The organism is Cryobacterium luteum, assembly GCF_900110125.1.
GTDB classification, from domain to species: Bacteria; Actinomycetota; Actinomycetes; order Actinomycetales; family Microbacteriaceae; genus Cryobacterium; species Cryobacterium luteum.
Map to the genome: position 1 here is coordinate 328,024 of NZ_FOCN01000001.1, position 22,015 is coordinate 350,038.

Here is a 22,015-nt window from a genome sequence, read left to right on the forward strand (position 1 = left end):
CCCAGTCCAGAAAGACGATATCGCCCTGAGATGCGTTGACGGCAACCGAGACCGCTGAGGAAGATTCGACGTCCGTGGGGCGTGAGAGTGTGTTCGCGTCCCAGCGTATTTCTCCGGTGGTGGTGTCGACAGCCGTGAGTAAGCCTGCCGTCTCGATGAGGCCGGTGCCATTGCTTCCCTACTCGATCGCTGACGCTCCCGTCGCGTCTTCGGCAACACTGACAGTACCGTCGTGCGCGCGGAGCATGACCGCGGGCGAGACGTCGTCGGAGACACGATGAGCGCCGAGCTGCGACGAAGGTCCGGAACACGCGGCCAGCAACACAACGCTAACGAGCGTGGCGGCTGCGGCTCCGGCAGCGCGTCTCATTCTTGCTTTTGAGGTATTCGCTGCCGGCGCGTGCGACGGTTCCAAGCCGCGTAGGCCAGCGCGATGAGGCCTAGCACGACGATCGCGGCGATCCCGAATCCGAGATTGGTCACCAGTGAGGACATATCGAGTACCCAGGCCTCGGTGGCGAACTGATCTCCGATGGTCAAAACTCCGCCGAGGCTCGCGGTACCGTCGGTGAGGAACAGGAAGATTCCGATCAGGATTGACAGGATCCCGGATACGATCAGCAACCACGAGTTCTCCCATCTTCCGATAGTGAGCATCCGCGGGCGCAGCCACCGACTCTTTCCCAGTGAAAGTCGGTCCCACAACAAGGCGAGCACGATCAGGGGCGCTGCCATGCCGAGCGCGTAGATCGCTAAGAGCACTCCCCCGTAGACGGCGTTACTGCCGAGGGCTGCCACGGTAAGCACCGAGCCGAGGATGGGGCCTGCACACACTCCGGCTACTCCGTAGACAGCGCCGAGGAGGTAGACCGATATTGCCGAGGTCCCTTCGGCTGCGCTGCCGCGGGTAAAGGCGGGAAAACGTAGTCCAGAAATTTGGATGATACCCATCAACACCACGAGCAATGAGGCGATCCCGACGAAGGCCGTGCGATTTTGCGTGACGAACACCCCGACCGTACCAGCCAGCACTCCCAGCGGCACCAACGTGGTAATTAGTCCCAGGTAAAACAATCCGGTACGGGCAAGCAGCTCGGACGGCTTCGCGAACGCGTAGGCGAAGAACGCAGGAAGGAGCATGACCGAGCAGGGACTCAAAAGTGTCAGCATCCCACCAATCAGGGCGCCGGCGTAGCCAATATCCATGTCTAGCGTCCGGCCTTCGCCAGTTCGCTGTCGATCGTGTCGCGAAACACCTGCACCGGCATCGCGCCGGAAATCGGCGTTTCGTTCACCACGAACATGGGCGTGCTGGTAATTCCGAGGTACCGTGCCTCTGCCGCGTCAATGTTGACTTTCTCCAAGAGTTCAGCATTGTCCAGGTCGGAGACGAACTGCTCAAGGTTGGGAACACCAATTTCTGTCGCGATTTCCAAAAGACGTTCCGGGGGCAGTGCCACATGTCCGCGTTCCGGGGCACCCGCGAAGACGACTTCAGCAAACTCCCAGAAGAAACCTTGCTCGCCCGCCGCGCGGGCAGCCACAGCCGCAGCCGTGGATTCCTCGCCGAACACCGGCAGATCCCGCCATTCGATGCGCACTTGACCGCTGTCCACATACTCCTCGACAAGGACAGGGAGGGTATCGCGCGCGAAAACCCCACAAAACGGACACCGGAAATCGGCGTATTCGACCAAAACAACCGGCGCGTCGACCTCTCCGAGTGCCGTCACCTCGCCATCGACACGTCGGGCGAGATCGAGCGTCTGCTCGCCGCTTTTTCCCCCGGATTGTTCAGCGGGGGCCGAAGTGGATTCTTGGACGGGTTGTTGTGCAACCACTCCGACGATGACGACTGCGAGAACTGCCGCCGCTCCTAAAAGCATCAGGAGCGTGCGTCGCCGCACCTTGACTCGTCGGATCGGCCTATTTTTTGTGAAGTTCTGTTGTGTCGGCACCATCTTAAATGTACGCACATTAGGGTAAAAAAGACAGTTATAGCAGCCTCCCCGTCCGAGTCTGGGAACATTCCCGGTTTTCTGATTAAAAGAGTCCAGTCATGCTCCAAGCAACCATCGCCCCGCCACTAATGGCCCTCAAGGCTGACCGCATCGTTGCCCTCGCCGGCGAGCCGCATCTCCACCTCGATGATGCCCGGGCCTACCGCCGCGTCATGAACGAAGCGCCTCGGTTACAACTCCGCTCCGAGGCGTGGGGCAAGGCTCCACAGTCTACGCAGCGATGTCACTACCGTCGCGTACGCGTCGTCGCGGTGGCCTACCTCGGCGTGGCGGCAGCACTGGTGATCCCGCCACTACTTTCGGTCAATTCATGAACGCCGTTCACGCGTCGGCTCTCCAGAGCGTTCCGCAACTTCTTCTTCATGTGCTTGGTCCGGATGAAGCCTCCGTTACCGCGGGCCTGCAGGTTGTGCGCAACGCCCATCACGGATTCGCCACCGTGAGCACAATTGCCCTCGTGATTCAAGGCCGAGCCGTCCAGTTTCTCGCGGCCAATTCCGGCCTCGGTGACGAAATCAACACGGCACTTGCTTTGCCGGGCGTGTCGGTGGTGGCATGTGAAAACAGCCTTCGGTCCGTGGGTCTTAGCCTAAAGGCTTAGTTGGTCGAGCTGAAGTCCTTCAGTATACCCCATGGGGTATTAAATTAAGTGCGAACAGAGGAAACTTATTTGTCGACGACGATGGCCAGTCCGGTGGCGGCAGACGCGTCCGTGATGCCACCAGCATCGGTCAGTGCGGTGAACCCGAGGTCGGCCATACGGGTGACTGCTGCAGCCGGCCGGTTTCCGGTGGCGCAGTAGACGATGTAGTCCCCGTCGATTGGCAGCGCCTTGATCAGCGTGTCGAAGTCCGCGGATTGCACGTCAATATTGATGGCGTCCTGAAGGTGTCCACCGACATACTCTGGTGCGGTGCGCACATCGATGATGACCGTACTGGAGGTGACAGCGATGGAGGGCGCCGGCGGGGGGCTCGCGCAGGCGGCCATGCTGAGCAGTGCCGCCACGGCGATTGTGATTGCAGTGAGTGCTTTCTTCATGGCGGGGTGTCCTGACGGGTGCGTGACGGGGGTGGCAATGTGATCGGCTCTGGGGCGACTTTCCGGGAGCGAGGGAACAAAGGCGTGCAGGTAGTGCAGACCTCACCCTCAGCGGACTCTGACGATTCGCGGCGGGTGGTGGCTCGGCGTTCGCTGACCAGTCGTTCGCGCAGTGCCCAGATCAATAGGGCGAGGGCGGCGGCGGCCAGGGCCGGGCGCGCAGCACCGCTCACTATCGGGTCGAGGGAGCGGACTTCGGTCGTCAGATACAGCGCGATCAGACCCAGAGCTGGCCACCGTATGTCGCAGAGAGTTGCGTCGGCGCCGATGGGGGTTCCGACATAACTGGCAACGATCAAGCCGATCAAGCTCGCTCCGAGCGCGGTGGCCGCGACCGTCCACCACAGGGCGCCGTCTGCGTCGTCCGCCCGGGGCGCGTAGCCGGTTACAAAAGCAATGAACGCGGCTGCGGCTGCGGCGGCCGTGATCATCCAGCGTCGAGTCGACCAAGTTTGTAGGTCAGAGAACACGATCAAGGGCCTCTGTCGCGGCAGCGGTGCGAGCGGGAAGACCGCAAGAATTTTCTCGAGTCATGCGCGCATAGAGAGCCCCGCCGAGCAAGACGATGGACGCGGCGGCCAGATACGGCTGGACCGGCTCGAAGAATTGCATCGCTCCGGTTGTCCCGAGAGCGAGGAGAACCAATTTGTTGCAGACGGGGCATCCCACTGCGAAGAACGTCACCAGCCAACCGGCCATGCCCAATCGTCCGGCCGCCCTACTGGGCGGGGCACCTTCCGGGTGCGCCACATAGGTGGCGGTGACCAGACCCGCTAAAACCGCACTGAGAATAAGCACCGGCCACGACCAGGCGGTCGGCGGGATCTGTCGCGAAAAGAATGGCGTGTCAATCAAGTCCGTCGGAATGGCAATGAAGACCACCGTAAATAGTGCTGTTGCCAGGGCAACCCACCAGCGACGGGAGGGCCAGCGACGCAGGTCCCCGCCGAGCCTGGCCAGCTTGCCGCGCCAAGGGGCACGCCGTGATGATTCGTCCCTGCTGGTGCGCTGGTCACGCATTCGAATAGCCCTCATTTACTTTTCATCGTAAAACGCTTGCTGCCATATTTGAATATACTGATACCCTAAGGGGTATCGTGGTCTCAGGCAAAACCAGCCTCGCATCCGCCTACGAACAGGAGCACACCCTCATGGGGATTACCGAACCCGCGACCCACGCCAGCGGCGACCTGCGCAAGACCCTCAATCGACTCAAGCGCGCGCAGGGGCAACTCGGCGCCGTCATCACAGCCGTTGAGTCTGGCGCTGATTGTCGTGCCGTGGTCACCCAGCTGGCTGCTGTCTCGAGTGCCATTGACCGGGCGGGGTTCACGATCATCTCGTCGGCGATGAAGGAGTGCCTCATTGATAGCGGCGCGGATGGGGAAACCCAGCAGCTCAGTGTCAATGAGCTTGAAAAGCTTTTCCTCTCCCTCGCCTGACCCCGCTCGCGAGAGCTAGCCGGCGACGGCGCGAATCGCGACGTACACGGCGATGCAGAGCACAAGGATCGCGAAGCTTGTTTTGAGAACGCGGTCGGGGAGTCTTCGGCTGAGTCTGCCCGTGATTAGGGATGCCAGCATAGCGGTGCCCGCGAAGGCGCTGGTGACGGCCCAGTCGATCTGCACGTCGCTCAGGTGGGCGCTGAAGCCGGCGACCGAATTGATGACGATGATCACGAGGGACGTGCCGATCGTGACGCCCATGGGGAGTCCGAGCACGAGGGCCAGTGCCGGAACGATGAGGAACCCGCCGCCGACGCCGAGCAGTCCGGTCAGGAACCCGACCACGGTGCCCGTTGCCAGCACACGGGGCAGACAACTGCGCCACCGGGTTCCGCCGCCGGGCAGCGCGCAGGGGCCGGTTGCGGCGGGGGTGGCAAAGAACATTCGCACGCCAGCGATGACCATGATCACGCTAAAAGCGCCGAGCAGAAGCTGAGGGTCAACCAGTCGGTTTACGAGGGTGCCGAGGTAGGCGGTGGGAATGCCGGCGGCGCCGATGATGCCGGCCAGACGCCAGTTCACGCCGGTGCGCAGCCGCGGAAGCACAGCAACCGCCGACGCCGCTCCCACGACGATCAGCGAGGTTGGTATCGCCTCCTCGAGGGGTAACCCGACACCGTAGACCAAGGCCGGAACGGCCAGAATTGACCCGCCTCCGCCGACTAGGCCGAGCAGCGCACCCACGAACACTCCCAGAAGCAGCGCGGCCAGGATCATGCGTGCGGCGCCAGCTGCGCGAGGATGTCACTCTTCGTGGGTTCGGAAACCGGGCGATTCCAGGGCATCCACGACAGAATTCGCCCCAGCGTGCAACTATTGGTGGCGGCCGACACCGTGAGACCGGCACCGATGATGCCGGCGAGAAGACGGAACTGCGGATGGATGAACCTTCCCGCCAGCACGCTCGCCAACACCAGGGATCCGGCCGTCATGCGTACCTGTCGATCCATGGCCCACGTGGAGCGACCGCTGGTGATATCGCCGCCGGCGGCGGCATAGCTCGCCACACCACCGGTCAACACGCGAGCACCGCTCAGGCCAGCTGCGTCAAGATTCTTTCGCGCTTCTTCCGCGCGTCGACCCGACTGGCACACCAGCACAACCCGGAGGGCCATCTGCGCCGCAAACTCTTCAGTGTGTTCTTTGAGCAGGTGAAGCGGCACGTGATACGAACCCGGGATATGCCGGGTTTCAAACTCCGAGCCGTCCCTCACATCGATGATCATCAGGTCGTCATGATGGAGAACCCACTGATGGAATTCGTCCGCCCCAATCCAAGGCGGAGTGCGGTTGACGGTGTGCGTGGTGTCAGAGATAGTGGATCCGTTTCAGTTTGGTACGGGAGCGTAGCAATGCCGGGCAGCCCTGAGGCCTGCCACTGAGGCAGGCCTCAGACGATCGTGTCTGCCGTGAAGCCAACGTTGGTTAGGTGTTCAGCGGCGGCGTCATCTCCATCAGGCTTTCACTGAATGTTGGGCAGCCCATGCGTTGTAGCCGCCGATGAGGTCGGTGACGTCCGAATGGCCAAGGCCCCGCAGTGCACTCGCGGCGACGCTCGAACGCCAGCCGCTGGCACAGTGGATGATCACGGGTCCGGCGGGCACTTCGGCGTGGCGCTGGCCCAGCTCGGCCAGAGGAATGCGCAGCGAGCCCGGGATCGCGCCCTGCTCGACCTCGCCGGGGTTGCGTACGTCGAGGATCGTTGCGGCGGTGTCCCGGCGCAGAGCCTCGAACTCCTCGAGCTCGACCCGCGCACCGACCTGCACCAGCGGGCCGAGGTCGGTGAACGCCTGCACCGGGTTTGTCAGATATCCGGCGACCCGGTCGAAGCCGATGCGGGCCAGCCGCATTCCGGCCTCGGCTTCGCGGCCGGAGTTGGCGATGATCACGATGCTGTCGTCGTGCTGGATGACCATTCCGGCCGTCTCGGAGAAGCGTCCGTCCAATCCCACGTTAATGGACCCGGCCAGGTGCCCGAGGGCGAAGTTCTCGGGGCTGCGGGTGTCGAGAACGCGGGCTCCGTTTTCAACGGATCTGCGAACATCCGTCAAGGTGAGCGGTGCCAGTTCACGGGTGGAACCGATGATTTCGTGCGCGCTGCGGTTGATCATCGCGTCGACGGCGAAATAGCCGGGGATTGCGGGCTGGCCGCTGCGGATCATTGTCACGAAATCGTCTTCACTCATCGGCTGCACGGACGCGTTCGTGAGGCGCTGGGTGCCGATGGTGGATTCGAGCTCGTCGGAGAGGTTCTTGCCACAGGCGGAACCGGCGCCGTGGGCGGGGAGAACACGCACCGCATCGGGCAAGGCGAGAAGGGTCGTGTGGATCGACGCGTACAGGGCGCGGGCCAGTTGGTCGGGATCGGCGCCGACGGATGCGGCCAGGTCGGGACGCCCCACGTCACCGATGAAGAGGGTATCGCCGGTGAGAACAGCATGGGGAACGGCGTCGCCGGCGTGTTCACGGACGACGATGCTGACGGACTCCCAGGTGTGCCCGGGGGTGTCGAGAATTTCCAGTTCCACTTCACCGAGCGAGATCTTCTCGCCATTGGCCAGGTGACGGATCTCGTACTCTGCCTCGGCGCGGGCGCCGTAGCCGATCCAGGCGCCAGTGGCTGCGGCCAGCTCGAGGTGACCGGCGACGAAGTCAGCGTGGAAATGCGTGTTGATCACGCCGACGATGGTCAGGTTGTTCGCTTGGGCGTCGGCGAGATAGTCGTCGATGTCGCGGCGGGGGTCCACGACAACGGCTTGACCGCTCGTCGGATCGCCGACGAGGTACGAACCATGGGACAGGCAGTTGAGGTAGTACTGGGTCAAAATCATCGTGGCCTCCAAAGATCGGGGCCCACCACGCCGACACGAGTTGGGCCGTGTAGTGGGTATGCGCCCCAGTCTCACACATACCCCGTATGGTATGCAAGATACCCCTAAGGGTATAGTCTATGTGTATGGCTACTACCGATCTCACCGAGACCACCTTCGACGCGACCATTGCCCAGAGTCCCATCGTGCTGGTTGATTTTTGGGCCGAGTGGTGCGGCCCGTGTCGCAGTTTCGCCCCGACATTCAGCGCGGCGTCTGAAAAACACCCCGCAATCACTTTCGGAAAAGTCGACACCGAAGCCGAACAAGGATTGGCCGCAGCCGCCGGCATCCGCTCCATCCCCACGCTGATGGCATTTCGGGACTCCGTGCTCGTCTTTTCCCAGCCAGGTGCCCTCAACGCGTCCAGCCTGGAAGAGCTCATTACCGGTGTCGAGAACCTCAACATGGACGACGTGCGCGCCAGCATCGCCGCCCGATAAACCTCGCGCTCTGTGAGAAACCGCATGACCGCTTCACAGCAGGGTCACATGAGCACGTCACTGCCCCCGCGTCAGTAGAATACTCCCTGGGGTATAATTCTTTTAGTAGTTCACCTTATTGAATGGAGATCTAGTATGTGTCGTTCCGTCACCTGCAAAGTGTGTCAAAAAACAACGTGGGCGGGCTGCGGTCAGCACGTTGATCAGGTCATGCGCGGTGTGCCACGCAACCAGCAATGCGCCGGGCACGTGAAAGAAAAACCGACTAGCTCCTTCTGGTCCCGGCTACTCGGACGCTAACGGCGGTACCCGCTCCTGCTGTCGAGGCTCGACAGCGCTGGCCAGACCGCCAACCGGACCACCGGCGCGGCTAACGGCTGACACGGCCGGGGGCGAGGACATCCTCGTTCCGCGGTCGGGTATATGCGCAGCCCTCATGTCAGAAAGAGCGCCGCCGCGCGCTGCTCTGCACAGAATCAGCGACACAGCCCTCACCGTGCTCTCGCGGGCCAGAGCGCGTATTAGTTGCTGCTGTTTTCTCCTTGGAGAGCGGCTAGCGCGGCGAGAAGACGTTCATTGGCTTGATTAGCAACGTTCTGTATCCCCGGGGAATTGCTGAGCTGGACCATGGTTTGTGGATTGATGGCTTGAACCGTGGTGGAAGTCGCTGACGGGCTTCGTCGGATCACGACGTTGCACGGAAGCAGCAAGCCCATGTCGGGCTCTGCAGTGAGTGCCTGTTCGGCGAGGGCGGGGTTGCAGGCGCCCAGGATCAGGTAGTCGCCCAGTGCCTGCGCGCTTTCGACGCCGAGTTTCGTTTCGAAGGTCGCGTGGACGTTGATTTCGGTAAGAACGCCGAATCCTTGGTTGGCAAGTTCTTCCCGCACCCTGGAGACGGCTTCTTCGTAGGGCAGCGAGACGGTGATGGTGTGCGCGTAGTCCATTGATTTCTCCTGATTCATTTTTTCGAATTGATGGTTGCGGCTACTGTCAGTTTGCGGTGACAACTCCCATCATTCCGCTGTCTTCGTGGTCAAGAATGTGGCAGTGGTACACGGTACGTCCGCTAAAGTCGTCAAACGCGATACGTACTAGCACGGTACTGCGTGCCGGGATGTTCACGACGTCCTGCCACATGATGGTTTCGACGGGCCGGCCTGACTGTTCAATGATCTGCATCGGCCACACGTGCAGGTGCACGGGGTGATCGAGCGGGCTGGTATTCGTCAGCAACCAGTCCTCCACACTGTCGAATTGCACGGTCGTGTCGACCCGGGTGGCATCGAATACCTGGCCGTTGATCGTGGCTGACATCATGCCCCGACCCACTCCTCCGCCCATGCCGCCATCCATGCCACTGCCCGTGTCCCCGCCCATGCCGCCGCCCATATCCCCGCCCATTCCCATCGCGAAGATCAACTCGCGTCGAGCGGTTACGGTAGCCGTGCGAAGGTCACGCGGAACGGGCTGACCAGGTATGGCGGCGACTGTCGCGACATCGTCACCGGTCACGATAAAGGAGGCCAGTGCGACGTCGGCGGCGGCAGTGGAGCCTCCGCCTCCCATCATCATTCCGCCGGACATACCTCGGTCATAGGTGTGGGCACGCAGCACGGAGGTGCCGGCTGTGCCAGTGACGAGAAGGTCGGCCCGGTTCCCCGGGGCCAGCACGACCTCGTCGACCTCGTGCGCGGCTTCGAACCGTCCGGAGTCGATTCCGAGAAGGGACAACTGCTGCCCGTCGAGGCGCAGCCGCAGATAGCGGGACACGCAGGCATTGACGATGCGCCATCGTTCCCGCTCACCAGGGCGGGAAGTCATGCTAGGGGTGAGTTGCCCGTTGACCAGAACGAGGTCTCCCTCGCGTCCGGACATTTTCTCCATCGCTGTGGCCGCTGAAATTGTTCCCGCGGAATCAAGGGTCATGTCGGAAATGACGAGCACTCGTTCCCGGCTGGCCGGGATAGGGTCGGGGTCTTCGACAATGATGGCGCCATAGAGCCCACCGAATACCTGATCGGCCACGAAACCATGGTGGTGCGGGTGATACCAGTACACGCCCGGCGGGTGATTGGCGGGCAATTCGTACTGGTAATCAAAGGAGTCGCCGGCTTCGACGGTGACGAACATGTTGTCGCCGTTGTTCTCCGGCGAAACGTGAAGGCCGTGCACGTGCAGGTTGCTCGGATCGGCCAGACCATTACGAAGGCTGACGCTGAGGGTGTCTCCCGCTCGAACGCGCAGTGTGGGGCCGGGCACGCCACCGTTGTAACTCAGCGCACGCACATCACGACCAGCAATGGTCACCTGTTGGGGGGAAGACTCGAGATCAACGGTGAGAGTGCCGCTGACGCTTCGTAGCTCCGGGGGTTCCACGAGGTCGCTCCCGGACGGTATAGCCCGTGACGTCGTCGAGGAGATCCGTTGGTTGACGAAGAAACCCGTTCCACCCACAGCTGTGCCTGCAATCCCCACCCCGCCGAGGATCAGGGCGCTACGGCGACTAAGGTCGGGCACTACCGGCCCTCCTCGAGCACCCGCAGCTGATCACGCAACTGCTCCGCAGTGAGCTCCCCCCGAGCGAAACGCTCCTCAAGAATCCGCCTGGCACTGGCGGAATCAGCTTGCCTCGGAGCGGATCGCGTGTCATCGCTTGCGGATTTGTTCGACAAAAAACGAACAATGACATAAATAAGCACGGCGACACCGGCAATAGCTAGCAGGCCGAACCCCCAGGACCATCCCATACTTCCGTTACCCCACATCATCTGAGTTACTTCCTTTCGTTTACTGATCCGCATCTCCACCATACCCCTAGAGGTATAAGTCGTGGCTGAGTAGATCGTCCACGCACGAGAAACGGCACGTAGCTCACACGCGACCCGCTGAAACTCACGCAATAAGAAGGCCAAAACGCGAGGCTTTGATGGCTTCGAACTAGGCCCAGGGGTCGCGGGATATAGCGTGAAGGCATGACCAACGGGTGGAATCGGAAGGCCATTGCTGGCGCCAAGCTCGTCACCATCTTGACCCCGATCGGGGGACGCCCGCCTGCCAAGCGATGACGCGCTCTGGCGATAGGTCACCGCCGAACCCTCAGCGGGAACGGCGATCAGCGAGCGCTAGAAAACCAGCACCTTGTCCGCGGCGATGGTCCAGTCGGCCAGGGCATCCATGGTGAATCGCGCGGCACCCTCGATGGGCATGGCATCGGTGATTCCGCGGGCATCCATGCACGTGCTGCAAGAGCGAACCTCACTACCTCGCCGGGTGATGGACAGGAGCCTCCGGTCCAGCTTGTAGTAACCTTCCGGTGTTTTTCTGCCCAGCCATCGCCGCCGTGACGCCGTCGCCCACCAGGAAGGCCTGTGTGGTGGCCTCGTCCCGTCTGGACAACGACTTCGCAAGTCGAACCGCGTTGTACGTGGCGTCCTGGCCGTAGGCGGCGCCGTTGATGATGAGGATGTTCATCAGGCGGCCGCCTCGGCGGACACCGGCAGGCTCGCCAGTCGCCATTCCAGCATCCCCTCGTGCAACCGGGTTGCCCGGTGGCCGCCCTGGCGCAGCACGCCGACGGCCTCGTAGGCAAGCACGCAATACGCGCCACGGCAGTAGGCGACAATCTCGCGGCCGAGCGGCAACTCACTGAGCCTGCCGCTGAGCTCCTCGAGCGGGATGGAGAGGGCTCCGGGGATATGCGCGGCCTGGTATTCCTGCCGCGGCCGGACATCCAGCACTGTGACGGTCCCCGCCGTGACGCGGGCGAGAAGTTCCTCCCGCGTGATCTCCTCCTGCGCGTCGTCGCCTGACCCAGGTTCATCGAGTCCGAGGTAGGCGATGCGCTTCGCTTCAACATCTGACAAGTAGGTCTGGGCGACCGCGCGAACTAGATCGTAGAGCCGGGCGACGTCATCCCCGGCAAGCTGGTAATGAATCCGGGTGCCCTCCCGGCGGGTGGTGACCAAACCGGCGCGCTTGAGGGTTTGCAGGTGAGCGGATGCGGTGGTCAGGCCTAGACCGGCCGCGTTCGCCAGCGATTCCACTGTGCGTTCGCCCTGAGCCAGCAGGTCGATCAGTTCGAGGCGCTTGCCGCTGCCGAGTGCCTTGCCAACGCGCGCGAACTGCTCGAACAGCGCGGACTTCTTCTCACGATCACCCATGCGCTTCCTCCCGGTTCCTTTCATACTAGTATCTTCTAGTAATCCATGGTTTTATGGAATATTGATCTTTCCCGTTTCTGGCGGGTCGTGCGACCTGAGGAGCGCCACATGGAAATGCTGCATCTTGTGCCCGTTATCGACGAGGGGCTGGGTAACTCCACTTACCTCCTGGACATTGGCCGGGGTAGGGCTCTGGTGGTGGACCCGGAACGGGACCTGCGCCAGGTACGTGCGGAGGCTCTGCGCCTGGGACTATCCATCGCGTACGCCGCGGAAACACACCTGCACGCGGACTTCATCTCCGGCGTGCGCGAACTGGAAGAAACCGAACGCGCCACGGTACTTGCACCAGACGTGGGTCCGCGCGGATTCGCCCACACCGTGCTCAACGACGGCGATAACCTGGACCTGGGTAATATCACCCTGCAGGCGCTGGCGACACCCGGCCACTCACCCGAACACCTCTCCTACCTGCTGCTCGACCACGGGCGCATCGCCGGCGTTTTCACCGGCGGGTCACTGATGGTCGGAACCGCCGGGCGCACAGACCTGGTCAGCCCGGAAATGACCGTTCCGCTGGCCCGAGCCCAGTACCACTCGCTGCACCGGCTGATGGAACTGCCCAACGACACCCCGGTCTGGCCCACCCACGGCGCCGGGTCGTTCTGCTCGGCCGCGGCCGGTGGCGAACGGATGACCACGATCGGCCGCGAACGGGCCACCAACCCGTTGCTCCAGGTCGCCGGTGAGGACGCCTTCGTTGATGCGCTGCTCGGTTCCCTCGGCACTTTCCCTGACTACTTCCTGCGCCTGGGCGAGGTCAACCGGCGGGGCCCAGTCGTTCTCGGAACCACTCCGCCGCTGCCGGCGCTGTCCGTCGACCGCGTGATGTCGTTGCGCGAGCAGGGCGCCCAGATCGTGGATGCTCGGCAGCCTGCGCACTTCGCGGCCGGGCACATCCCCGGTTCCCTGTCCATCGCGCTGCGCCCGGTGTTCGCGACCTGGCTCGGCTGGCTGGCCGAGCCAGACCGGCTGGTCATTATCGTGCGGAATCCGGATCAGGATCCCGCGGACATCGTCTGGGCGGCCGCGCAGGTCGGCTTCGACACCCTCGCCGGCGAACTCGACGGCGGATTCCCTGCGTGGAAGAACTCCGCAGCAGCGGCCACGGGATCGCTGATCGAAGCCCGGAGCATGGTCTCCGGCGCTGAAGCCTCAGCCACCGTGCTCGACGTCCGCCAGGCCTCGGAGTACGCGGCAGGTCACGTCGCCGCCGCCTGGAACATCGAACTGGGCGACCTCGCCGGGCGCCTCGGCGAGGTCCCCACCGGACCCCTCGTCGTCATGTGCGGCCACAGCGAACGCGCCATGAGCGCGGCGAGCATCCTCGAGCGCGGCGGTCGAACCGCCGTCGCCGTGCTCAACGGCGGCGCCGCGGACTGGGCCCGTGAAGCTGGTCGCTCGCTGGAGACCGGACGATGAGCCGGACGCCAGGCCGTGTGGACCAACGGAAGGGCGTCGGCCGCGTGATCACGCTGGGTCTGCGGCAGAACTTCCCCCAGTTCATGCTGCTCGTCGCCGTCAACGCCCTGGTCGGCGGCACCCTCGGCCAGGAGCGCACCGTGCTGCCCCTGCTGGCGGACGAGGTCTTCCACGTCGATCGGTACACGGGCGCGCTGACGTACATCCTGGCCTTCGGCCTGGCTAAGGCCGGCACCAACTACTTCGCCGGCACCCTCTCCGACCGCTACGGCCGAAAGCCCGTGCTAATCGCCGGCTGGCTGATCGCCATTCCTGTGCCGCTTATTCTGATCCTCGGCCCGACCTGGGGCTGGATTGTCGCGGCCAATGTGATCCTCGGCATCAGCCAGGGACTGACCTGGTCAACCACCGTGATGATGAAAATGGACCTCGTCGGCCCGAAGCAGCGCGGCCTGGCCATGGGCTTCAACGAGGCGGCCGGCTATCTCGGTGTCGCAGCCACGGCCCTGGCCACCGGATACATCGCCGCCGAGTACGGGCTGCGCCCCGGCCCGTTCCTGCTCGGGGCAGCCTTCATCGCCCTGGGGCTCGGACTCTCCGCGCTCTTCGTGCGCGAAACACATCACTACGCGAAGGCCGAAGCGGCCAACCATGTGTCCGAGCACGCCCATGCCGGCTCCCTCAGTGACCGGCAGGTCTTCACCCTCACGAGCTTCCGGGATCGCTCCCTGTCGTCGATCAGCCAGGCCGGGATGGTCAACAACCTCAACGACGGTCTGGCCTGGGGGCTGTTCCCCATCCTGTTCGCCGCCGCCGGACTCAGCATCGAACGCATCGGCATCCTGGCCGCCGTCTACCCGGCCGTCTGGGGAGCCGGTCAACTGATCACCGGGGGGCTCTCCGACCGGATCGGCCGCAAATGGCTGATCGTCGGCGGAATGATCGTGCAGGCGGTCGCCCTAGGCATGGTCGCCGTCGGGGACAGCTTCGGCCTCTGGCTGGCAGCCGCCGTGCTACTCGGGGCAGGCACCGCCATGGTCTACCCGACGCTGCTCGCAGCGATCGGCGACGTCGCCCACCCCGAATGGCGGGCCCGCTCGGTGGGCACCTACCGCCTGTGGCGTGACGGCGGCTTCGCGGTCGGCGCGCTGCTGTCCGGACTGATCGCGGACGCCTTCGGCATTCCGGCCGCCGTCGCCGTGGTCGCGGCCCTGACTGCCGCATCCGGACTCCTCGTGGCCGTGCGGATGCGCGGAGACGACCACCCCTGAATAGGCATCGCCTGCGCACGAGCGTGACGCTCACGTTCAGCGTGTATCACGTGGCCGAAATCGGATTCCGCTCACCACCAACTGGCCCGGCCCAAGGTGGCGCAAAGAGCGGACCTCTTGCGGGCACTCCCCCGGAATCTGGCGGGTCTGACCGTGCTGAATTGCGACGGTGCCCGTTTGTCTGTCCCGAGATTAAGCCCGATGACCGGGCGTCATACGCACGATGGCGAGTAGCCCTTCTTAGCACCGGTAGTCCGGACGAGCGCTACCTACAAGCGCTACTCGCCACAGTGGTATATGAAATACATGCCGCAAGACCTTATCCACGCCGTCGACCTGTACCGAAAGGACCGCAAGGCAGCCGACACCGGCGTGCCCGTCGACGAGGAGACGCGCGAAGACGGACGACATCCTCTTCAGCGACTCAAACCCCGTGCGTCAAGCCAAAGAACTGCGAGACCAGCGAATCGCCGAACGTGAAAAGTACCGCGCCAAGCCCAAGGGCAAGCGCCGGCCCGACGGCTCACGCCAATACCTCTACCCTGACCCTAAGAACTACGACGATTTGGCCTTCGACCACAAGACCGGTGAACTCATCGAGCCCATCCGCAAGAAGACCGTCGTGATACCCGCCGGGAAAGACCCCGCCAAGGACAAAGCCCTGAAGTACGGGCAGACCTACCCCCACAAAAGTCCAGTGTGGAAGGGTTTCTACGCCCTGCGCAACACCGTCGAATCGCAGAACGCATTCATCAAGGACTCCGCAACCGAAGACATCGCCTCCCCCATGAAACGGCGCGCCCGCGGCAACACCTTCGCATCGCTGGCCGTGACACTCGCACTCGTCTCAGCCAACATCCGAAAGATTTTGACGTTCATTCAGAGTGAGCTCGCCCGAGTCCCCCTCACCTCGAAGAACAAGTCCTTCGCGAGCACGTACTATTCCAGCGCTGAAATCACGGCGGCGACGCCACCCACCGACACGGTGCCGTCACCACCACCCAGCTAGCCGCCCGGTCGTCAACAATTCCGTTACCTGCATTAAAAGTCGCTTCGCCCTGCCAAAAACAGGGCGAAGCGGTGTTTAACCGCCGACCATGCGCCGATCACAGCGTTTCTTGGGGCTAGCACTCTCGAAATCGGCGCCTTAACGCAGAAAACCGGCGATGCGATCGCCGGTTTTTTGTTGCCGCAGGAATTTCGTAAACTAAACGCCGGAATTACGTAAACTCCTCACTGCGGAGACGGTGGGATTTGAACCCACGGTACCCCGTAAAGGGTACTCCACCTTAGCAGGGTGGTGCACTAAGCCGAACTATGCGACGTCTCCTTGGCGTTTGCTTGCGCAAACACACTGGTCCATCTTAGCCGTACTGTGGACATCCGCTCTGACCATGAAAACCACGGTTAGAAAAGCGGATGCCCGCGCCCGGCTACTGGTCCTCCAGGGTTCGGCCGGCCGTGCAGGTGTAATCGCCGGCGGTCTGGCCGGTCACCGACTCCGACAGGACGACTCCGGGGGCTTCCGTGGCCGGCGCCTCGGTCACGGCCGGAACATCGGTCGCGGCAGGATCCGTGGTCGCGGCAGGATCCGTGGTCGCGGCGGGCGCGGGCGCGGCTTCAACGGGAGCATTGGGGTCGGCGACCGTGCCGCGACCGGTTGTTCCGCTCAGGGACAGGGGTTGATCGGCAGCAACGGCCTCGAACAGGTTGTCGAAGGCGGGTTGAATGGCCTTCACGCCGCCGGCCGTGGTGCCGGTGGGCACCTGCGCGAACACGACCTGATTGAGGTCGATGTCTTTCAGAGCAATGGCGATCGACGCGAGGGTGGTCACGCTGTTGAGGCTGTCGGAGAGGCGCATGTTGGCCGTGACCGCCTTGGCCAGGGCGTACACCTTGGTCGGGTCCGAGAGGGTGTCGGCGCTCTTGATCGTGCGCACGAGCGAGGACATGAACAGCTGCTGGTTGTTGATGCGGGTCAAGTCACTGCCGTCTCCGACACCGTGGCGAGTGCGGAGGAACTGCAGTGCGTCATACCCGGAAAGCATGTGCTCCCCCGGGTCGAGGTTGACACCGGTGTATTCGTCTTCGATGCGCTCGGCGACACAGACCGGCACACCGCCGACGGCGGAGGACATCGCCATGACGCCGCTGAACTGCACCTCGGCCGCGAACGGAATGGAGAGACCGGTGAGCTTCTCAACCGTGAGCACGGTGCAGGCGAGCCCGCCGTAGGTGAGCGTGGTGTTGATCTTCTGGCTGCTCATGGCGGGGAACGAGCCACCGTCGGGGTCGGGGCAGGAGGGGATGGGGACGTACATGTCGCGGGGAAAGCTGATGACCGAGGCGTTGCTGTGGTCTTCCGAGATGTGCAGCAGCATCGTCACGTCATTGAGGTCGCCGGTGGAATCCTCCGGACCGAAGGCGGCGTCCTGGCCGACTCGGCTGTCGCTGCCGACGACGAGCATGTTCACGCCGCCGTCGATGGCACCGATCGAGGGGACCGGGCCGTTGGATTCATTGGCGAGGTGCACACTGGGCTGCACGCTCGCGGCGACGTCATAGGTGGCGATGGCACCGACGGAGAAACCGCTGACCAGAACGACGGCCACGCTGCCGGCAAGAAACTTCGCCACGGCGACGGCAGCGTTCGACTTCTTCAGTCGGCCATGCCGGGCAATGGTTTTGAGGTTCTTGGAACCGGCACTGCGGGGGCGAAGTTGGTCGCTCACTCATGTCCTCTCATCGGTTTGTCGGCCTGGTCGGCCTGAGGCGACAGTCATTGTGCGCCGGTGTTCTTCACTTGCACTGGTACTGCGGAGGGCGTGGGATTCGAACCCACGAGACATTTCTGCCCACCAGTTTTCAAGACTGGCTCCATCGGCCGCTCGGACAGCCCTCCCGGTTGCCCGTTCCCGCGCGGACATACGTCGCGGGAAGAATTGGGCGAACTGGCCCGATTCTAGCCGATGGCAGACCCCACAGGCTGACAGAGGGGCCTGATAAACGGCTGGATGCCGGTCAGAGCGTGCGCAGAACCGTGGCGAGGCCGTCGACTTCCACGGTGCCGGTGAGCTCCGATCCGGCGGCGAGAACGTCGTCGGGCGACTCTCCCATGGCCACACCGCGACCGAATTCGGCGGCCCATTGCAGCATGTCGATGTCGTTGCGCCCGTCACCGACGGCCATCACCCGCTCGCGCGGCACACCCATCGCCACGCGCACCCGCTCCATCGCGGTTGACTTGTTGACGCCCTCGGGGGCGATGTCGAGCCAGGCGGTCCACCCGATGGCGTAGCTCACCCGGTTCAGGCCCATGCGCTCGACGACCTGAAGGAAATCTTCCATATCGTGGTCGGGCGAGATGACGACCACCCGGGTGGCCTTGTGCTTGAGCAGTTCATCGAAGTCGACCCGCTCGCTGTCCATGCCGATCGTGGCGTCGGGGATCGGTTCGGTGTAGCGGTAGAAGCCGTGCTCGTCTTCGACGGCGAACCGAGCAGAGCCGAGGTGCGCGCGAATCGACGTGAGCACGTCGCTCGGGTCGAAGGTCTCGACCCATTCCCGGCGGTAGCCCATCGGCGCTGAGGCGTCGCGGTGCATGGTGATGGCCCCGTTGGAGCAGACCACGTAGCGCGGTGCGATACCGAGTCGGTCGAGAACCGGCAGGGCCGCTGCGGCCGAGCGGCCGGTGGCGAGCATGACCTCGTGGCCGGCGGCGGCGAGGCGGGCGACCTCATCGATCACGGCCTGGCTGATCGAGCCGTCTTCGTGCATAGTCGTGCCGTCGATATCGAGGGCAACAAGCCACGGCTCCGTTGTGACGACAGTCTTCACTTCGTTCCCTTCACCGGGAGCGGCGTCAACACCTCGAGGCCGCCGAGATAAGGCCGGAGGGCCTCGGGGACGCGCACCGAGCCATCCGCTTGCTGGTGTGTTTCGAGCATGGCGACGAGCCAGCGCGTGGTCGCGAGCGTGCCGTTGAGGGTGGCGACCGGCGCGGTCTTGCCCGATTCGATGCGGTAGCGGATGTCCAGCCGGCGCGCCTGGTAGGTAGTGCAGTTGCTCGTGCTGGTGAGCTCGCGGAAGGCGTTCTGGGTGGGCACCCAGGCCTCGATGTCGAACTTGCGGGCGGCGCTGGAGCCGAGGTCTCCGGCGGCGACGTCGATCACGCGGTAGCTGAGTCCGAGGGACTGCAGCATGCCCTCCTGCAGGGCCACGAGGCGGTCGTGCTCGGCCTCGGCGTTCTCGGGCAGCACGTAGGTGAACATCTCGAGCTTGTTGAACTGGTGCACGCGAATGATGCCGCGGGTGTCTTTTCCGCCCGAGCCGGCCTCGCGGCGGTAACAGGTGCTCCAGCCGGCATAGCGCAGGGGCTCCTCGGACAGGTCGAGGATCTCGTCTTTGTGGTACCCGGCGAGCGCAACCTCGCTCGTGCCGGTGAGGTAAAGGTCGTCGGCGGGCAGGTAGTAGACCTCGTCGTTGTGTTCGCCGAGAAAACCGGTGCCGTCCATGATCTCCGGACGCACCAGGGTGGGGGTGATCAGCGGCACGAAACCGGCATCGAGCGCTCGGTCGAGGGCCATGTTCATGAGGGCGATCTCGAGGCGGGCACCGATGCCCTTCAAAAAGTAGAAGCGGGTACCCGAGACCTTGGCGCCGCGGGCCATGTCGATGGCGCCGAGCAGTTCGCCGAGTTCGAGGTGATCGCGCGGCTCGAAGTCGAACACCGGCGCCTCGCCGTGGGTGCGTAGTGTGGCGAAGTTGGCCTCGTCGCCGGCGGGAACACCGTCGATGATCGGGTTGGCGATGGTCTTGACGATTTTGACGAAGCGTTCCTCCGCCTCGGCGGCCACGGCGCCGGCGGCCTTCACCTCGGCGGCGAGGCCGCGCGCTTCGGCAACGAGGGCCTTCTTCTGCTCGGCTGGGGCCTGGGCCACGGTCTTGCCGAACAGGTTCTGCGTGGCGCGCAGGTCTTCGAACGCCGTGATAGAAGCGCGTCGTGTCGCATCGGCGGCGAGCGCGGCATCCACCGCTTCAACGGAGTCGCCACGGGCCTCCTGCGAACGCTTGAAGAGGTCAGGGTTTTCGCGTAACAGCACCGGATCAATCACCCGGCCAGTCTACAAGCGCCTGCCGTGGGGCAATCGCGAGGGCAACCCAGTAGCCTAGGCCTCGTGACCGCCTCCGAAAGCCGTAACCAGCACGCCGCCGTCGTCTACAACCCGGTGAAGGTCGATCTCGCTAAGCTGCGGGCGAGCGTGGCTGCGGCCGCACAATCCGCCGGCTGGGCCGAAACGCACTGGTTCGAAACGAGCGTCGACGACGTCGGCCAGGCCGCCACCAGGCAGGCGCTTGATGCCGGCGCCTCGATGGTGCTGTCGGCCGGTGGCGATGGCACGGTTCGCGCCGTCGCTGAAGCCCTGCGTGACTCCGGCGTGCGCATGGCGATCGTGCCGTCGGGCACCGGCAACCTGCTGGCGCGCAACCTCGAACTGCCGCTCGGCAGCATCGATGCGGCGACCGCGATCGCGTTCAGCGGGGTCGACAAGCCCATCGATCTCGGTGTGGCGAGCGTCACCACCGAGGCCGGCGCGGTCGAGGAACACGTCTTCCTGGTCATGGCCGGTCTCGGCCTCGACGCGCAGATGATCGCCCACACCCGCGATGACCTGAAGAAGCAGGTGGGCTGGCTCGCCTACGTCGACGGGGTGGCGCGGGCGCTGCCGAAAGCCCGGCCATTTCGCATCCGCTACAGCGTTGAGGGGCGCGTCGACCGGCCAGCGCAGGTGAGCGCCATTCTGATCGCCAACTGCGGGCTGCTTCCGGGCAACCTGCAGTTTCTGCCCGACGCTCGCCTCGACGACGGCATTCTCGACATCGCCGTACTGCAGCCCAAGGGCGTGCTCGGCTGGCTGACCATCTGGCGGCGGGTGACCTGGGAGAACGGCGTGTTGCGTCGCTCAGCGGTGGGCCGGCGCATGATCCAGGCGACGGAATCGTCGAATGAACGGGTGATGACGACCCTGCGCGGCGCGGATATTCGCATTGTGCTCGAGCACGCCCAGGATTTCGAGCTCGACGGCGACGAATTCGGGCTGGTCCGCAAGGTGAAGTTGCACGCCGACGCTGGTGCGCTCATCGTGCGCGTACCGAACGAATAGGCCTATTCGGCCGGTTCCCCGCCGCTGTACCTACTCGGCCGGTTCCCCGCCGACCAGGCCACGCAACCAATCGCGAGCCTCGATGAAGATGCCGTCGTCGTAGCGTGAGGTGAATTCGATCGGGCGCTTGTCGGCCCGCGGATACGACCCGAGAAAGATCACCTTGGGGCTGAACCGGCGAAGTCCGAGCAGCGCATCGGCGACCCGCTCGTCAAGAATGTGCCCGTCGGCGTCGACGACGAAGCGGTACCGGCCGAGGGAATCGCCGATCGGACGGGACTGAATGAGACTGAGGTTCACCCCCCGGGTGGCGAACTGCTCGAGCATCTCGAGCAGGGCACCCGAGCGGTCACTCGGCAGTTCGATGATGAGGCTCGTCTTGTCGGCGCCGGTCGGAGCGGTGAGCTCGGCCGTGCGGCCGACCAGCACGAACCGGGTGACCGCGTTCGGGTTGTCGCCGATATTCGACGCGAGAACGACGAGGTCGTGATGCTTCTCGATGCCGGGCGGGGCGATCGCAGCATCCGCTTGCGTGGTGTCGAGCAGAGCGGATGCCGCGGCGACGTTGCTCGACGAGGGAAGGTGGCCGTGGCTCGGCAGGGTCTTCTCAAGCCAATTGCGGCACTGTCCGTAGGCGACCGGATGCGCGTTGACGACCCGCACATCGGCCAGGGTGGTGCCGGGGCGAGCGACGAGCACAAAGTTGACCGGCACCAGGTATTCGCCGATGATGCGCAGGTTGGGCACGCTCGCGAGGGCATCCTGGGTGGCGGTGACGCCGCCGTCGACCGAGTTTTCGATGGCGATCATCGCCGCGAAGCTGCGGCCGGAGATCACGTCGGCAAAGGCCTCACCCACATTGTTGACCGGCCGCCAGATCTGGCCACGTGCCTCAGCCACCTGGGCCAGAGCCGCTTCGGTAAAGGTGCCGGCCGGGCCGAGATAGCTGTAGGTCTGATTTTTGGGCGGATTCGGCGCGTCGGGCATGGCTCACAGCC

General features: G+C 64.0%; 26 protein-coding genes and 2 tRNA genes. 8 read left to right on the forward strand and 20 right to left on the reverse strand.

The features are described 5' to 3' along the window. Positions 1-178: 178 nt before the first annotated feature. The 3 genes from BMW72_RS18295 to BMW72_RS01650 are packed head-to-tail and all read right to left on the reverse strand — an operon-like array spanning position 179 to position 1,961. Positions 179-370 (reverse strand): hypothetical protein, encoded by a 192-nt coding sequence (locus BMW72_RS18295; protein ID WP_134361620.1) that lies wholly within the window; start codon positions 368-370, stop codon positions 179-181. After that, complete coding sequence (locus BMW72_RS01645) at positions 367-1,206, reverse strand: cytochrome c biogenesis CcdA family protein (RefSeq protein WP_092106576.1); 840 nt, start codon at positions 1,204-1,206, stop codon at positions 367-369. Before BMW72_RS01645 ends, BMW72_RS18295 begins: the two co-directional genes overlap by 4 nt. A gap of 2 nt (positions 1,207-1,208) precedes the next feature. Continuing rightward, positions 1,209-1,961, reverse strand: a complete 753-nt coding sequence (locus BMW72_RS01650; RefSeq protein WP_241983977.1) for a DsbA family protein — start codon at positions 1,959-1,961, stop codon at positions 1,209-1,211. Positions 1,962-2,059: 98 nt separating this feature from the next. Between BMW72_RS01650 and BMW72_RS01655 the strand changes: the two genes are divergently transcribed. Together BMW72_RS01655 and BMW72_RS01660 are read left to right on the forward strand one after the other, a co-directional pair. Beyond that, the gene (locus BMW72_RS01655; RefSeq protein WP_092106580.1) at positions 2,060-2,335 is read left to right on the forward strand and encodes a hypothetical protein; all 276 of its coding nucleotides are present in this window, start codon (positions 2,060-2,062) and stop codon (positions 2,333-2,335) included. Next, positions 2,332-2,622, forward strand: a complete 291-nt coding sequence (locus tag BMW72_RS01660) for a hypothetical protein (RefSeq protein WP_092106582.1) — start codon at positions 2,332-2,334, stop codon at positions 2,620-2,622. The genes BMW72_RS01655 and BMW72_RS01660 overlap by 4 nt, the downstream gene beginning before the upstream one ends. A gap of 65 nt (positions 2,623-2,687) precedes the next feature. Here BMW72_RS01660 and BMW72_RS01665 read toward each other — a convergent pair whose 3' ends face one another. The 3 genes from BMW72_RS01665 to BMW72_RS01675 are packed head-to-tail and all read right to left on the reverse strand — an operon-like array spanning position 2,688 to position 4,142. Further along, positions 2,688-3,062, reverse strand: a complete 375-nt coding sequence (locus tag BMW72_RS01665) for a rhodanese-like domain-containing protein (protein ID WP_092106584.1) — start codon at positions 3,060-3,062, stop codon at positions 2,688-2,690. Then, positions 3,059-3,553 (reverse strand): hypothetical protein, encoded by a 495-nt coding sequence (locus tag BMW72_RS01670; RefSeq protein WP_092106586.1) that lies wholly within the window; start codon positions 3,551-3,553, stop codon positions 3,059-3,061. The genes BMW72_RS01665 and BMW72_RS01670 overlap by 4 nt, the downstream gene beginning before the upstream one ends. Positions 3,554-3,581: 28 nt before the next feature. Further along, on the reverse strand, positions 3,582-4,142 hold the full coding sequence (locus BMW72_RS01675; protein ID WP_241983978.1) for a hypothetical protein: 561 nt from the start codon (positions 4,140-4,142) through the stop codon (positions 3,582-3,584). Between the two features lie 131 nt (positions 4,143-4,273). Between BMW72_RS01675 and BMW72_RS01680 the strand changes: the two genes are divergently transcribed. Continuing rightward, on the forward strand, positions 4,274-4,564 hold the full coding sequence (locus BMW72_RS01680) for a metal-sensitive transcriptional regulator (protein WP_092106829.1): 291 nt from the start codon (positions 4,274-4,276) through the stop codon (positions 4,562-4,564). 15 nt (positions 4,565-4,579) lie between these two features. Here BMW72_RS01680 and BMW72_RS01685 read toward each other — a convergent pair whose 3' ends face one another. From BMW72_RS01685 to BMW72_RS01695, 3 genes are all read right to left on the reverse strand, one after another. Further along, on the reverse strand, positions 4,580-5,344 hold the full coding sequence (locus BMW72_RS01685; protein ID WP_092106588.1) for a sulfite exporter TauE/SafE family protein: 765 nt from the start codon (positions 5,342-5,344) through the stop codon (positions 4,580-4,582). After that, positions 5,341-5,853, reverse strand: coding sequence for a rhodanese-like domain-containing protein (locus BMW72_RS01690; RefSeq protein ID WP_092106590.1), 513 nt, complete (start codon positions 5,851-5,853; stop codon positions 5,341-5,343). The genes BMW72_RS01685 and BMW72_RS01690 overlap by 4 nt, the downstream gene beginning before the upstream one ends. Positions 5,854-6,081: 228 nt before the next feature. Next, positions 6,082-7,458 carry an MBL fold metallo-hydrolase gene (locus BMW72_RS01695; protein WP_092106592.1) on the reverse strand — a complete coding sequence of 459 codons (1,377 nt, stop codon included), beginning with the start codon at positions 7,456-7,458 and terminating at the stop codon, positions 6,082-6,084. Positions 7,459-7,583: 125 nt separating this feature from the next. Between BMW72_RS01695 and BMW72_RS01700 the strand changes: the two genes are divergently transcribed. Beyond that, the gene (locus tag BMW72_RS01700) at positions 7,584-7,940 is read left to right on the forward strand and encodes a thioredoxin family protein (RefSeq protein ID WP_092106594.1); all 357 of its coding nucleotides are present in this window, start codon (positions 7,584-7,586) and stop codon (positions 7,938-7,940) included. A 521-nt stretch (positions 7,941-8,461) separates the two neighbouring features. Here BMW72_RS01700 and BMW72_RS01710 read toward each other — a convergent pair. From BMW72_RS01710 to BMW72_RS01730, 5 genes are all read right to left on the reverse strand, one after another. Beyond that, positions 8,462-8,884, reverse strand: coding sequence for a DUF302 domain-containing protein (locus BMW72_RS01710; RefSeq protein ID WP_092106598.1), 423 nt, complete (start codon positions 8,882-8,884; stop codon positions 8,462-8,464). 46 nt (positions 8,885-8,930) lie between these two features. Then, positions 8,931-10,457, reverse strand: coding sequence for a multicopper oxidase family protein (locus BMW72_RS01715; RefSeq protein ID WP_092106600.1), 1,527 nt, complete (start codon positions 10,455-10,457; stop codon positions 8,931-8,933). A gap of 605 nt (positions 10,458-11,062) precedes the next feature. Further along, complete coding sequence (locus BMW72_RS01725) at positions 11,063-11,269, reverse strand: DsrE family protein (protein ID WP_241983995.1); 207 nt, start codon at positions 11,267-11,269, stop codon at positions 11,063-11,065. After that, a complete protein-coding gene (locus tag BMW72_RS19140) occupies positions 11,199-11,411 on the reverse strand; it encodes a hypothetical protein (RefSeq protein WP_241983997.1) in 213 nt (70 codons plus the stop codon). Before BMW72_RS19140 ends, BMW72_RS01725 begins: the two co-directional genes overlap by 71 nt. Next, positions 11,411-12,100 carry an ArsR/SmtB family transcription factor gene (locus tag BMW72_RS01730; RefSeq protein WP_092106602.1) on the reverse strand — a complete coding sequence of 230 codons (690 nt, stop codon included), beginning with the start codon at positions 12,098-12,100 and terminating at the stop codon, positions 11,411-11,413. Before BMW72_RS01730 ends, BMW72_RS19140 begins: the two co-directional genes overlap by 1 nt. Before the next feature lie 108 nt (positions 12,101-12,208). Here BMW72_RS01730 and BMW72_RS01735 point away from each other — a divergent pair, with 108 nt between their 5' ends. From BMW72_RS01735 to BMW72_RS01745, 3 genes are all read left to right on the forward strand, one after another. Then, entirely contained in the window at positions 12,209-13,582 is a 1,374-nt protein-coding gene (locus BMW72_RS01735) for an MBL fold metallo-hydrolase (RefSeq protein WP_092106604.1), read from the forward strand. A gap of 83 nt (positions 13,583-13,665) precedes the next feature. Continuing rightward, on the forward strand, positions 13,666-14,853 hold the full coding sequence (locus BMW72_RS01740; protein WP_092106833.1) for an MFS transporter: 1,188 nt from the start codon (positions 13,666-13,668) through the stop codon (positions 14,851-14,853). A gap of 433 nt (positions 14,854-15,286) precedes the next feature. Continuing rightward, positions 15,287-15,862 carry a hypothetical protein gene (locus tag BMW72_RS01745; RefSeq protein WP_092106606.1) on the forward strand — a complete coding sequence of 192 codons (576 nt, stop codon included), beginning with the start codon at positions 15,287-15,289 and terminating at the stop codon, positions 15,860-15,862. A gap of 230 nt (positions 15,863-16,092) precedes the next feature. Here BMW72_RS01745 and BMW72_RS01750 read toward each other — a convergent pair. The 5 genes from BMW72_RS01750 to serS form a co-directional block, all read right to left on the reverse strand. Beyond that, positions 16,093-16,183 (reverse strand) — tRNA-Ser (locus BMW72_RS01750). A gap of 103 nt (positions 16,184-16,286) precedes the next feature. Next, the gene (locus BMW72_RS01755) at positions 16,287-17,585 is read right to left on the reverse strand and encodes an LCP family protein (protein WP_092106608.1); all 1,299 of its coding nucleotides are present in this window, start codon (positions 17,583-17,585) and stop codon (positions 16,287-16,289) included. Between the two features lie 85 nt (positions 17,586-17,670). Beyond that, positions 17,671-17,755: transfer RNA gene (locus tag BMW72_RS01760), tRNA-Ser, on the reverse strand. Between the two features lie 119 nt (positions 17,756-17,874). Further along, positions 17,875-18,690, reverse strand: a complete 816-nt coding sequence (locus tag BMW72_RS01765; protein ID WP_198411006.1) for an HAD family hydrolase — start codon at positions 18,688-18,690, stop codon at positions 17,875-17,877. Continuing rightward, positions 18,687-19,967 (reverse strand): serine--tRNA ligase, encoded by a 1,281-nt coding sequence (serS, locus tag BMW72_RS01770; protein ID WP_092106610.1) that lies wholly within the window; start codon positions 19,965-19,967, stop codon positions 18,687-18,689. Before serS ends, BMW72_RS01765 begins: the two co-directional genes overlap by 4 nt. Before the next feature lie 63 nt (positions 19,968-20,030). Between serS and BMW72_RS01775 the strand changes: the two genes are divergently transcribed. Beyond that, positions 20,031-21,017 carry a diacylglycerol/lipid kinase family protein gene (locus tag BMW72_RS01775; RefSeq protein WP_092106612.1) on the forward strand — a complete coding sequence of 329 codons (987 nt, stop codon included), beginning with the start codon at positions 20,031-20,033 and terminating at the stop codon, positions 21,015-21,017. Positions 21,018-21,047: 30 nt separating this feature from the next. On the opposite strand, the gene pheA is transcribed toward BMW72_RS01775, so the two are convergent. Then, on the reverse strand, positions 21,048-22,004 hold the full coding sequence (pheA, locus tag BMW72_RS01780; RefSeq protein ID WP_092106614.1) for a prephenate dehydratase: 957 nt from the start codon (positions 22,002-22,004) through the stop codon (positions 21,048-21,050). Between the last annotated feature and the right edge of the window lie 11 nt (positions 22,005-22,015).